Raw genomic sequence first — 12,379 nt, 5'->3', positions numbered from 1 at the left:
GGGAGGTGCGTAATGATCAATCTGGACAAGGGAAAGGTGGAGCAGCTGCGGTCCGCCTTGAGGGGGCCGTTGCTGCAGGCCGGCGACGCCGGCTACGACACGGTGCGAGCGTTGTGGAACGCGATGATCGACCGCCGCCCGGCGCTGATCGCCAGCTGCACCGGCACGGCCGACGTGCTGGCGGCGGTCAACTTCGCGCGCGACCAGAAGCTGCGGCTGGCCATCCGCGGCGGCGGCCACAATATCGCCGGCAATGCGCTGTGCGATGACGGGCTGGTGATCGACCTCGGCGGCATGCGTTCGGTGCACGTCGACCCGGACGGCCAGGTGGCCTGGGTCGATGGCGGCGCGCGCCTGGGCGACGTCGACCACGAGACCCAGGCTTTCGGGCTGGCGACTCCGCTGGGAATTAACTCGACCACCGGCGTGGCCGGCCTGACCCTGGGCGGCGGCTTCGGCTGGCTGAGCCGGATGTACGGGCTCTCGGTCGACAACCTCCTCGGGGCCGAGATCATCACCGCCGACGGGCGCCGACGATACACCAGCGCGCAGGAGGATCCGGACCTGTTCTGGGCGATCCGCGGCGGCGGCGGCAATTTCGGCGTGGTCACGCGTTTCAAGTTCAAGCTGCACCCGGTCGGCCCGCTGGTCACGGCCGGGCTGGTCGTGTTTCCCTTCGCCCAGGCGCGCGAGGTGTTGATGCGCTATCGCGACCTGGTCGACACCTTGCCCAATGAACTGTCGGTATGGGCAGTGCTGCGCAAGGCGCCGCCGCTGCCTTTCCTGCCGCCGGAAGTGCATGGCCAGGAAATCGTGGCGCTGGCCGTGTTCTCGACCCTGGCGCCGGAAAAGGCATTGCCGATGTTCGCGCCGGTCCGCAGTTTCGGCCAGGTGCTGGGCGAGCATGTGGGCGGCGTGCCCTATGCCGCGTGGCAGCAGGTATTCGATCCCTTGCTCACCCCGGGCGCGCGCAATTACTGGAAATCGCACAATTTCGAGACGCTGCTCGATGACGCGATCGACGTGGTGGTGGACTACGCCGGCAAGCTGCCGACGCCGCAGACCGAAATCTTCCTCGGCCTGATCGGCGGCCAGGCCAACACCTATGCGCCGGACGCCACCGCCTATCCGCATCGCAAGGTGCTGTATGTGATGAACGTGCATGGCCGCTGGGACGACGCGGCCGACGACGAGCGCTGTATCGCCTGGGCGCGCGAATTCTTCGGCGCTGCCAAGCCCTTCGCGGCGGGGAGTGTGTACATCAACTTCATCACGCAGGACGAGGCCTCGCGCATCGGCGAGGCTTACGGCGGCAATTTCGACCGGCTGGTGCAGGTGAAGAATCGCTACGATCCGACCAACCTGTTCCGCTTCAACCACAACATACCGCCGGCCCTGTGATGTTCAGCCGCCGCCGGCGTAGCCGTTCTGGCGCCACGCTTCATAGACGACGACGGCGACGGTGTTGGACAGGTTGATGCTGCGGTTGCCCGGCATCATGGGAACGCGGATACGCTGCGCGGTCGGGAAGGAGTCGCGCAGCGCCGGGGCGAGGCCGCGCGATTCGGCGCCGAAGACGAAGCAGTCGCCGGGGCGGAAGGCGGCGTCGGCGAAGGGCGAGGAGCCATGCGTGGTCAGTGCGAACATGCGGGCCGGGTCCGGCTTGGCGTCGGCGAGGAAGGCGTCCCAGTTCTTGTGCACCTTCATGTTCGCGTACTCGTGATAGTCGAGGCCGGCGCGGCGCATCTTGGCGTCGTCCAGCGGAAAGCCGAGCGGCTCGATCAGGTGCAACTGCGCCCCCGTGTTCGCGCACAGGCGGATGATATTGCCCGTGTTGGGCGGGATCTCGGGTTCGACGAGGACGACGTGGAACAAAGCTTCTCCTTTAACCTGAATAGCATTTGCCGTCGTTCCCGCTTTCGCGGGAACGACGTTATCTTTTTTAACTCTGCCGTGATAGCTCGGCTCACCTTGGCGGCGTGCGCGCAAACACCAGGTTGGTGACCCGCGCCGCGCCCGCCTGCTTCAGCGTCGCGGCCAGCTCATCCAGCGTGCTACCGCTGGTCATCACATCATCCACCACGCCGACATGCCGGCCTTCCACCACCGCCATCATCTCCGCCTCGACGCCAAATGCGCCGCGCATATTCTGCCGGCGTTCTTGCGGCGACACGCCCGACTGCGCCCGCGTCTCGACCGCCCGCACCGCCAGCCGCGCTTGCACCGGCACGCCAATCGAGCGTCCCAGCGGCCGCGCGATCTCCAGTGCCTGGTTGAAGCCCCGCTCGACCAGCCGGCGCGGCCCCAGCGGCACGGGGCACAGCACATCCGGCAGCGCGAGGGCGGGGCGGGCCAGCACGGCGTCGCGCAGCAGGTGCGCGAACCACGGCGCCAGCGCCAGCCGGCTGCCGAACTTGAGCTGCAGCACCAGCTGGTCCAGCGGCGCCGCATAATCCGCGCCGACGATGGTGGCGTCGAAGGCCGGCGGATCCGCCAGGCACTTGCCACATTGCCCGGTTTCGCCGTCCGCCAGCGGATTGGCGCAGCGCCCGCAGCGCGTCCGGACCGCCACGTATTGCGCATGGCAATCCGTACACACGACCGCTCCGCAGACCTCGCCGCACAGCGCGCAGCACGAAGGCAGCAGCGCCCCGGCCAGCGCGCGCGGCCAGCGGTGCCACCACAGGCGCAGGGGCTCCAGCATCGGCTCGTCTTCCCACAAACAGGTAAACTGCCGCAATTATCTCATTCGAACGCATCAGAACATGGCTTCTCCCCAATCCTCGTCCAAAATGAGCGCGCCGATCGACCTGGCCCGCGTGCGCCAGCTGTTCCGCGATCCGGCCCGTGTGGCGGAATCGAACTTCCTGCGGCGCGAAGTGGCGGCCCGCATGCACGAGCGCCTGGCGCTGGTGAAGATCGCGCCGGAGCGCGTGCTCGACGCCGGCTGCGGCACCGGCGAGGACCTGGTCCTGCTGCAGAAGTCCTATCCCGCCGCCCAGATCGTCGGCGTGGACGCCTCGCCCGCCATGCTGCGCGCCGCCAAGGGGCCGGCGCCGGCGGCGCGTCCGCTGAACCAGCTGCTCAGCCGCTTGATGCCCGCCAAGACGGGCGTCGACCTGCTGAGCGGGGACTTCGGCAACCTGCCGCTGGGGCCGAACTCCGTCGATCTGGTGTGGTCGAACCTGGCGCTGCATTGGCACCCGCAGCCCGACAGCGCGTTCGCCGAATGGCGCCGGGTGCTGCGCGTGGAGGGCTTGCTGATGTTCTCCAATTTTGGGCCGGACACGTTCAAGGAGCTGCGCACGGCCTTCGCCGCCATGGACGAAACGCCGCACGCGCTGCCTTTCGTCGATATGCACGATTTTGGCGACCAGCTGGTAGAGGCCGGGTTTTCGACGCCGGTGATGGATATGGAACAGATCACGGTGACCTACAGCACGGCCGAGGCCTTGCTGGCGGACGTGCGCGCGCTGGGTGGCAACCCGCTGGCCACGCGCCGCCGCGGGCTCATCGGCCGCGATGCATGGAACAAATTGCTGGCCGCGCTGGAATCGCAACGCCGGCCGGACGGCAAGCTGGGCCTGACTTTCGAAGTCATTTACGGCCACGCCTTCCGGCCGGTGGCGCGCACCACGGCGGCGGGCGAGGCCATCGTCCGCTTCCAGCCACGGCCGAAGCAGTAGCCGCTTTACAGCGAAAAAATGATGTGTCAGATTAGTAGAGAGCAAAATTGCTCCCAAGCCTAATTTTCTTGAATGAATGTTAGTTGTTTGCGTATAATCAAAGACAATTTCTTCCGACCTGTGGTAGCAGCGCGCTGGAAATACAAGCAGTAACGGCGTAAGAGTCGGACTGAAGTACAGCAATTGCATTCAGTGGTCATGCGGTGGGAACTCCTCCGTGATCATGATGGGGCTCCTGCCACCGCGGCGATTCACTTCGCCGCGTGCGTCGGCACGCGAGCCCTTGCAAGGGGTGTTGCGGGCCGGCAGTCGTCATTTGTTGCCGACCCATTAGAAAAAGACTATTTTTTTTGGTGGTTGGGGACAAAATGACATATGCAAAGCGACTTCAAGCTCTGATGCTCGGTCTCGCAGTATCGGCCAGTATCCCAGCTTTGGCAGAACCGGTAGTGACGGGGCGCCCAGTTGACTACGAACTGAACCTGCAGCAACCCGTGACCGGCATCGCTGCCGAAGTCTATAGCCTGCACAACTACATGATGCTGGTGTGCCTGGTGATCTTCGTCGCCGTGTTCGGCGTCATGTTCTACTCGGTGTTCAAGCACCGCAAATCGCTGGGCCACAAACCGGCCACCTTCCACGAATCCACCGCCGTCGAAATCGCCTGGACCGTCGTACCGTTCCTGATCGTGATCGGCATGGCGCTGCCGGCCACCCGCACCGTGGTGGCAATGAAGGACACCTCCAACGCCGACCTGACCATCAAGGTCACCGGCATGCAGTGGAAATGGGGCTATGACTACCTGAAGGGCGAGGGCGAAGGCATCTCCTTCCTGTCCAACCTGTCCACCCCGCGCGAGCAGGTCGGCGCACCGGGCGTCGCCCCGGTCGGCCAGCGCTCGGAAAACTACCTGCTCGAAGTCGACAACGAGATGGTCGTGCCGGTCAACAAGAAGGTCCGCATCGTCCTCACCGCCAACGACGTGATCCACTCGTGGACCATCCCGGCCTTCGCCGTCAAGCAGGATGCGATCCCGGGCTTCGTGCGCGACACCTGGTTCAAGGCCGACCAGGTCGGCACCTACCGCGGCAGCTGCGTCGAACTGTGCGGCAAGGACCACGCCTTCATGCCGATCGTCGTCAAAGTGGTGTCCGCCGAGGATTACACCAAGTGGGTCGGCGAGCAGAAGGCCAAGCTGGCCGCCCAGGCCGATGATCCGAACAAGACCTGGACCATCGACGAACTGAAGACCCGTGGCGAGAAGGTCTACACCACCAACTGCGTGGCTTGCCACCAGCCCACCGGCAAGGGCGTGCCGGGCGCGTTCGCCTCGCTGGACGGTTCGCCGGTCGTGAATGGCCCGAAAGCCGAGCAGATCGATGTCGTGCTGAACGGCAAACACAGCGGCAAGTTCCCGTCGGCGATGCCGTCGTGGAAGCAGCTGTCCGATACCGAAATCGCAGCCGCGATCACCTTCACCCGCAACAGCTGGTCGAATCACGCAGCTGAAAACATCGTACAGCCGGCCGAAGTCAAAGCCGCTCGCAAGTGATAGCAAGTAAGACAAAGATTGCCAGGACACTGATATGACTTCCAGCACACTCGATCACGCACACGACGCCCACGATCACGCGCACGACCATCCGCACGGCCTGAAACGCTGGCTGTACGCCACCAACCACAAGGACATCGGCACCCTGTACCTGTGGTTCTCGTTCACCATGTTCCTGTCGGGCGGCGTGCTGGCCCTGATGATCCGCACCGAGCTGTTCAAGCCGGGCCTGCAGTTCTTCCAGCCTGAATTCTTCAACCAGCTGACCACCATGCACGGCATCGTGATGGTGTTCGGCGCGATCATGCCGGCATTTGTCGGCTTCGCGAACTGGATGATCCCGCTGCAGGTGGGCGCGTCCGACATGGCGTTCGCGCGCATGAACAACTTCTCGTTCTGGCTGCTGCCGCCGGCCGCGATCCTGCTGGCATCGTCGTTCTTCGTTCCGGGTGGCGCCACCGCCGCCGGCTGGACGCTGTACGCGCCGCTGTCGACCCAGATGGGCCCGGGCATGGACATGGCGATCTTCGCCCTGCACATCATGGGCGCCTCGTCGATCATGGGCTCGATCAACATCATCGTCACCATCCTCAACATGCGCGCGCCCGGCATGACCCTGATGAAGATGCCGATGTTCTGCTGGACCTGGCTGATCACTGCCTACCTGCTGATCGCCGTGATGCCGGTGCTGGCAGGCGCCATCACCATGACCCTGACCGACCGCCACTTCGGCACCAGCTTCTTCAATGCGGCAGGCGGCGGCGACCCGGTGATGTACCAGCACATCTTCTGGTTCTTCGGCCATCCCGAGGTCTACATCATGATCCTGCCGGCATTCGGCATCATCTCGCAGATCGTCCCGGCCTTCGCCCGCAAGCCGCTGTTCGGCTACGCCTCGATGGTGTACGCGACCGCTTCCATCGCGATCCTGTCCTTCATCGTCTGGGCCCACCACATGTTCACCACCGGCATGCCGGTGACCAGCCAGCTGTTCTTCATGTACGCCACCATGCTGATCGCGGTGCCGACCGGCGTGAAGGTGTTCAACTGGGTCGCCACCATGTGGCGCGGTTCGATGACCTTTGAAACCCCGATGCTGTTCGCGGTCGGCTTCATCTTCGTGTTCACCATGGGCGGCTTCACCGGCCTGATCCTGGCCGTGACCCCGATCGACATCCAGCTGCAGGACACCTACTACGTGGTGGCGCACTTCCACTACGTGCTGGTGGCCGGCTCGCTGTTCGCGCTGTTCGCCGGCTTCTACTACTGGGCCCCGAAATGGACCGGCCACATGTATCCGGAAGGCCGCGGCAAGTTCCACTTCTGGAACTCGCTGATCTGGTTCAACGTCACCTTCTTCCCGATGCACTTCCTGGGCCTGGCCGGCATGCCGCGCCGTTATGCGGACTACGCCGCCCAGTTCGCCGATTTCAACGCGATCGTGTCGGTCGGCGCTTTCCTGTTCGGCCTGTCGCAGGTGTACTTCCTGATCTTCGTGGTGATCCCGACCATCCGTGGCGGCGCCAAGGCGGCCGACAAGCCGTGGGAAGGCGCGGAAGGCCTGGAGTGGACCGTGCCGAGCCCGGCGCCGTTCCACACCTTCGAACATCCGCCGACGGTGAAGTAAGCGATGCAAAAGCAAGCCAAACCGAACAATGCGAAAACGGCGCTGGCCGTCGCGATGATCCCGCTGTTTTTCTTCGTGATGGTCTTTGTCAAACGGATCTGGTTCAACTGACGTGAGCACCACCCAAGCATCGGCGGGCCGCCGCCTGCGCCTGAACCGCAGCACCCTGGGCAAGCTGGTGGTGGTCGCCGCGGTGATGTTCGGATTCGGCTACGCGATGGTGCCGCTGTACCGGCAGATCTGCGAAGAGCTCGGCATCAATGTGCTGACCCAGAAGGACGGGACAGTGAAGATGCCGGCCAACACCCAGGTCGACCGGTCGCGCAGCATCGTTGTCGAACTGGACGCGAACGCGCAGGGACCGTGGCGCTTCCGGCCGACGCAGAACAGCATCACCGTGCATCCGGGCGAGCTGACGACCGTGACCTACGAGGTGGTCAACACCCAGGACCGGACGGTGGCGGCGCAGGCGATCCCAAGCTACGCACCGCAGTCGGCCATGCCGTACTTCAAGAAGGTCGAGTGCTTCTGCTTCAAGCAGCAGACCCTCGGGCCGAAGGAAGCGAAGCAGATGCCGGTAGTGTTCTTCGTCGATCCGAAGCTGCCGAAGGAAGTGAAGACGATTACGCTGTCGTACACCTTCTTCGAAATCGGCGGGGCGGCGCAGCCGAAAGGATAGGGCGATGAGCGAGCAGAAACCCCGCAACGCAAGCTTCCTGGCGACCATGAAGGCGGTGTTCTGGTCCTTCTTCGGGGTGCGCAAGCGCAAGGATTACGAGCACGATGCGGCGAACCTGAATCCGATCCACGTGATCATCGCCGGCTTGATCGGGGTGGTGATCTTCATCGGAATCCTGGTGACGGTGGTCAGGTTCGCAGTATCGAAGTAGATAAAGCAGAAAAGAGCAGCAAATCAACAGAAATAAGTTAGAACTTAGGAGATGAAGATGAGTTTGCCAAACACCGCGCCGTACTATTTCGTGCCGGGCCCGTCCAGGTGGCCGCTGGCCGCCGGCGCTTCGATGCTGCTCACCATGGCGGGCGCGTCGGGCTGGGTCAACGGTGCGCCCTGGGGGCCGTACGTCAACATTTTCGGCATCCTGTGCGTGCTGACCGTGCTGTACTTCTGGTTCGGCGACGCCATCAGCGAATCCGAAGGCGGCAAGTACAACGCGCGCATCGACAACTCCTTCCGTTGGTCGATGAGCTGGTTCATCTTCTCCGAAGTCATGTTCTTCGGCGCCTTCTTCGGCGCGCTGTTCTACGCCCGCTCGATCACGATGCCGTGGCTGGCCGACCTCGACCACAAGCTGCTGTGGCCCGACTTCGCCGGCCACTGGGGCGGCGTGGGCCCGGCCGGCACCGTGGAAGGGTTCAGCACCATGGGCCCGTTCCCGATCCCGACCATCAACACCGCGCTGCTGCTCAGCTCGGGCGTCACCCTGACCATCGCCCACCACGCGCTGCGCGCCGGCCATCGCGGCAAGACCGCGTTCTGGCTGTTCCTGACCATCCTGCTGGGCGCGACCTTCATGGGCTTCCAGGCCTATGAGTACCACCACGCGTACACCGAGCTGAACCTGAAGCTGTCGTCGGGCATCTACGGTTCGACCTTCTTCATGCTGACCGGCTTCCACGGCTTCCACGTGACCATGGGCGCGATCATGCTGTCGGTGATGCTGTACCGTGTGATGCGCGGGGACTTTACGCCGGATAAGCACTTCGGGTTCGAAGGGGCGGCGTGGTACTGGCACTTCGTGGACGTGGTGTGGCTGGGCTTGTACGTCATCGTCTACTGGATGTAAGCCGATCCGTTAGCGTTGAAACGTCGTCCCGGCGAAGGCCGGGACCCATAGACCGTGTGAGCTGTGGCAAAGGCCGCGTTAATCGCACACTCGGCATGGGTCCCGGCCTGCGCCGGGACGACGGTTTTTAGTAAGGCAGGCCTTTTGGCTGTATCCACCCCAGCTTGTACATCCCCAGCACCAGCAGGAACAGCGTGATCGACAGCCCGACCCGCATCGCCAGCGCCTGCACCGTGCGGTTGCTCTTGCCCTTGTCGCGCATGAGGAAGAACAGCGCCGAGCCCAGGCTCGCGAGGATCAGCGCAAAGGCAATCGCAACAAAGATTTTCATGGTCTGCCGAATAAGTATTTTTGAAGCTCCATTGTAATGCGTCTGCGCTTCCGTTTTCGGCCCATTCCCCTGATCGCGACCATTCTCCTGGTCGCCCTCGGCATAGCGCTCGGCAACTGGCAGGAACGCCGCGCCGCCGGGAAGATCGCGCTGCGCGACCGCATCGCCCAGCAAAGCACCCAGCCTCCGCTCGACCTCGGCCCGTCCACCATCCCGCCCGAGTTCCGCCACGTGCGCCTTACCGGACAGTTCATGCCGGGCTGGCCCGTGTTCATGGACAACCGGCCCTACCAGGGGAGAAGCGGGTTTTATTTGCTGATGCCGTTTAAAATAGCGGGCGCGGAGACCTATGTGCTGGTCGCACGCGGCTGGCTGCCGGCCGATCCCAAGGTGCATGATCGCCGCCCGTCCTACGCGACGCCGGCGGGTCCGGCGACGATCGAAGGCACCGTCAGAAGCGATCTCGGCCACGTGCTCCAGCTGGGCACTGCGGCGCCGCTCAAGCCCGGCGCCATCGTGCAGAACGTGACGCCGGTACAGTTTGCGCAGGCCAGCGGCCTGCCGCTCCAGCCGTTTTTTATTGAACAGACCGGACCGAAGGAACAGGGCGACGCGCTGGTGCGCGACTGGCCGCTGCCATCGACCGGCATCGAGACCCACCAGGGCTACGCGCTGCAGTGGTACGGGCTGGCCACCATGGCCTTCCTCTTCTTTGTGATAACAGGATTTCGCAGTGGATCAAAACACGACGACCCCGGCCCCCGTTAAGCGCGGCCGCTGGAAGATGCTCGCGATCATGGCCGTGTGCGCCTCGCCGGTGATCGCCTCCTACTTCACCTACTACGTGATCAAGCCGACCTCGCGCAGCAACTATGGCGCGCTGATCGACCCGCGCCAGCACCCGATCCCGCCGCTGTCCAGCACGACCCTGGCCGGCCAGCCGGAAGGGCTGGACGCTTACAAGGGCAAGTGGCTGATGGTGAAAGCCGGCGGCGGCGCCTGCGCCGAAGCGTGCCAGAAGCAGCTCTACACCATGCGCCAGGAGCGCCTGATGCAGGGCAAGGAAATGGACCGCATCGAGCGCGTCTGGCTGATCACCGACCGCGAGCAGATCGACACCATGCTGATCCGCGAATACGACGGCATGCACATGCTGCACGCCGACCCGGCAGCGGTCGCCAAGTGGCTGCCGGTGGAAGAGGGCGGCAAGATCGAGGACCACATCTACATCGTCGACCCGCTCGGCAACCTGATGATGCGCTTCCCGGCCGACCCGGCCCCGCAGAAAATGTACAAGGACGTCAAGAAGCTGCTCGCGGCTTCGGCTATCGGCTGATCATGCAAGTCTCGACCCTGGTCCAACTCGGCGTCACCGGCCTGCTGGCCGCCTGCCTGCCGCTGTCGATGGTGTGGATGTCGGCCGACGCCAACAAGTACCGCAAGCTGGTCTGGGTCGCGGCCTTCCTCTGCTTCGACCTGATCGTGTTCGGCGGCTTCACGCGCCTGACCGACTCCGGCCTCGGCTGCCCGGACTGGCCCGGCTGCTACGGCCTGGCCAACCCCTTCCTCGCCCACGCCCAGATTTCCGCCGCCGAGGCCGCCATGCCGACGGGCCCGGTGACCGTGTTCAAGGCCTGGATCGAGATGATCCACCGCTACATCGCGATGGGCATCGGCGTGCTGATCCTGACGCTGATGATCAAGTCCTGGCTGCAATGGCGCCGCTCGCAAAACCGCGCCTTCGCACCGCTGATGCCGACCCTGCTGTTCGGCTGGGTCTGCCTGCAGGGCGCGTTCGGCGCCTGGACCGTGACCCTGAAGCTGCAGCCGATCATCGTCACCACCCACCTGCTGCTGGGACTGGGCCTGCTGGCGCTGCTGGTCTGGCTGGGTGGCCAGGAAGACAATATCCTCAAGCCGCCGCAGCCGGATCCCCGTCCGGCCGGCCTGCGCCAGGTGCGCCGGCTCGCGCTCGCCTCGGCTGTCGTGCTGGCGCTGCAGCTGTTCCTGGGCGGGTGGGTAAGCACTAACTACGCGACCCTGGCCTGCGACCATTTCCCGACTTGCAATGGCCACTGGGTCCCGCCGATGGACTTCGAACACGGCTTCACCCTGTGGCGCGAGTTGGGCAAGACCGCGGCTGGCCACTACCTGCCGTTCTCGGCGCTGACCGCGATCCATTGGGTGCACCGTAACTTCGCGGCCATCGTCGTTGTTGTGCTGGCGGCAACCATCTGGCGCGCTTGGCCGCACGCGGCGCTGCGTCCGGTGGCCAAATGGCTGGCGGCCGCGCTGGCCCTGCAAGCCCTGACCGGTGTTGCCACTGTTTACTTAAGTTTCCCGCTTGCCATCGCCGTGCTGCACAACGCCGGGGCGGCCCTGCTCGTCCTTCTGGTGACCATGTTAAACTACAAGGCCAAGTATCAACTGGCCGCGGTTCACGTTCCAAGTCGTCAAGCCGCTGCGCCCGCAAGCCTCCAACCATGACCACACAGACCGCGATCCACAAGCCGCCCACCCGTTTCGCCCAGTACTGGGCCCTGACCAAGCCGCGCGTCACGCAGCTGGCAGTGTTCTGTGCGGTGATCGGCATGTTCCTGTCGACCGACGGCTTCCCTGGCTGGCAGCCGCTGATCTACGGCACCATCGGCATCTGGCTGCTGGCCGGCGCCGCGTTCGCCGTCAACTGCCTGGTGGAAGCCGAGATCGATGCGCGCATGGCCCGCACCGCGCGCCGCGCCACCGCCATGGGTGAGCTGACCCGCGCCCAGACCCTGTCCTTCTCCGGCCTGCTCGGTGGCGCCGGCATGTGGGTGCTGTACACCCAGGTCAATCCGCTCACCATGTGGCTGACCTTCATCACCTTCGTCGGCTACGCCGTCATCTACACCATCCTGCTCAAGCCTGCCACGCCGCAGAACATCGTCATCGGCGGCCTGTCGGGCGCGATGCCGCCGGCGCTGGGCTGGGCCGCCGTGGCCGACCAGGTGCCGATGCAGGCCTGGCTGCTGGTGCTGATCATTTTCGTCTGGACCCCGCCGCACTTCTGGGCGCTGGCGATGTACCGCCGCGACGACTACAAGCGCTCCGGCCTGCCGATGCTGCCGATCACGCACGGCATGGAGTTCACCGGCCTGAACGTCTGGCTGTACACGGTGGTGCTGGCCGCCACCACGCTGCTGCCTTTCGCCTGCGGCATGAGCGGCCTGCTGTACCTGGCCTCCGCCGTGGTCCTGAACGGCATTTTCCTGCGCTACGCCTGGCTGGTGTGGAAACGCTACACCGACCTCATCGCGCGCAAGACTTTTGCCTGGTCCATCATTTACCTGTCGCTGCTGTTCGCGGCCCTGCTGGTCGATCACTACTACAAGTTCTGA

The 12,379-nt window shown here is 64.5% G+C and carries 14 protein-coding genes; 11 read left to right on the top strand and 3 right to left on the bottom strand.

Translation table 11 applies throughout. The features are described from left to right. Positions 1-12 precede the first annotated feature (12 nt). On the top strand, positions 13-1,401 hold the full coding sequence (locus tag NX778_RS16255; protein WP_258812809.1) for an FAD-binding oxidoreductase: 1,389 nt from the start codon (positions 13-15) through the stop codon (positions 1,399-1,401). 3 nt (positions 1,402-1,404) lie between these two features. Here the strand turns inward: NX778_RS16255 and trmL are convergent, their stop codons facing one another. Then, complete coding sequence (trmL, locus tag NX778_RS16250) at positions 1,405-1,875, bottom strand: tRNA (uridine(34)/cytosine(34)/5-carboxymethylaminomethyluridine(34)-2'-O)-methyltransferase TrmL (protein WP_258812808.1); 471 nt, start codon at positions 1,873-1,875, stop codon at positions 1,405-1,407. Between the two features lie 91 nt (positions 1,876-1,966). Further along, positions 1,967-2,704: a ComF family protein gene (locus NX778_RS16245; RefSeq protein ID WP_258812807.1), complete on the bottom strand. Its 738-nt coding sequence runs from the start codon at positions 2,702-2,704 to the stop codon at positions 1,967-1,969. 61 nt (positions 2,705-2,765) lie between these two features. On the opposite strand from NX778_RS16245, the gene NX778_RS16240 reads away from it, so the two are divergent. From NX778_RS16240 to NX778_RS16215, 6 genes are all read left to right on the top strand, one after another. Further along, on the top strand, positions 2,766-3,686 hold the full coding sequence (locus NX778_RS16240; protein WP_258812806.1) for a methyltransferase domain-containing protein: 921 nt from the start codon (positions 2,766-2,768) through the stop codon (positions 3,684-3,686). A gap of 368 nt (positions 3,687-4,054) precedes the next feature. After that, on the top strand, positions 4,055-5,239 hold the full coding sequence (coxB, locus tag NX778_RS16235) for a cytochrome c oxidase subunit II (protein WP_258812805.1): 1,185 nt from the start codon (positions 4,055-4,057) through the stop codon (positions 5,237-5,239). Between the two features lie 34 nt (positions 5,240-5,273). Next, entirely contained in the window at positions 5,274-6,866 is a 1,593-nt protein-coding gene (gene ctaD / locus NX778_RS16230; RefSeq protein ID WP_258812804.1) for a cytochrome c oxidase subunit I, read from the top strand. 112 nt (positions 6,867-6,978) lie between these two features. Next, a complete protein-coding gene (locus tag NX778_RS16225; protein ID WP_258812803.1) occupies positions 6,979-7,545 on the top strand; it encodes a cytochrome c oxidase assembly protein in 567 nt (188 codons plus the stop codon). A gap of 4 nt (positions 7,546-7,549) precedes the next feature. Next, entirely contained in the window at positions 7,550-7,756 is a 207-nt protein-coding gene (locus NX778_RS16220; protein WP_258812802.1) for a DUF2970 domain-containing protein, read from the top strand. A 57-nt stretch (positions 7,757-7,813) separates the two neighbouring features. Further along, positions 7,814-8,671 carry a cytochrome c oxidase subunit 3 gene (locus tag NX778_RS16215; protein WP_258812801.1) on the top strand — a complete coding sequence of 286 codons (858 nt, stop codon included), beginning with the start codon at positions 7,814-7,816 and terminating at the stop codon, positions 8,669-8,671. Between the two features lie 127 nt (positions 8,672-8,798). Here the strand turns inward: NX778_RS16215 and NX778_RS16210 are convergent, their stop codons facing one another. Continuing rightward, positions 8,799-9,002, bottom strand: coding sequence for a twin transmembrane helix small protein (locus tag NX778_RS16210; RefSeq protein WP_258812800.1), 204 nt, complete (start codon positions 9,000-9,002; stop codon positions 8,799-8,801). A 36-nt stretch (positions 9,003-9,038) separates the two neighbouring features. Between NX778_RS16210 and NX778_RS16205 the strand changes: the two genes are divergently transcribed. The 4 genes from NX778_RS16205 to cyoE are packed head-to-tail and all read left to right on the top strand — an operon-like array spanning position 9,039 to position 12,379. Then, positions 9,039-9,770 carry an SURF1 family protein gene (locus NX778_RS16205; RefSeq protein ID WP_258812799.1) on the top strand — a complete coding sequence of 244 codons (732 nt, stop codon included), beginning with the start codon at positions 9,039-9,041 and terminating at the stop codon, positions 9,768-9,770. Positions 9,771-9,786: 16 nt separating this feature from the next. After that, positions 9,787-10,338 (top strand): SCO family protein, encoded by a 552-nt coding sequence (locus NX778_RS16200; RefSeq protein WP_258812907.1) that lies wholly within the window; start codon positions 9,787-9,789, stop codon positions 10,336-10,338. Positions 10,339-10,340: 2 nt separating this feature from the next. After that, complete coding sequence (locus tag NX778_RS16195) at positions 10,341-11,489, top strand: COX15/CtaA family protein (RefSeq protein ID WP_258812798.1); 1,149 nt, start codon at positions 10,341-10,343, stop codon at positions 11,487-11,489. Further along, complete coding sequence (gene cyoE / locus NX778_RS16190) at positions 11,486-12,379, top strand: heme o synthase (protein ID WP_258812797.1); 894 nt, start codon at positions 11,486-11,488, stop codon at positions 12,377-12,379. The genes NX778_RS16195 and cyoE overlap by 4 nt, the downstream gene beginning before the upstream one ends.

This window comes from Massilia terrae (assembly GCF_024753145.1).
Taxonomy (GTDB): domain Bacteria; phylum Pseudomonadota; class Gammaproteobacteria; order Burkholderiales; family Burkholderiaceae_D; genus Telluria; species Telluria terrae.
This window is presented reverse-complemented; position numbering and strand designations above follow the sequence as displayed.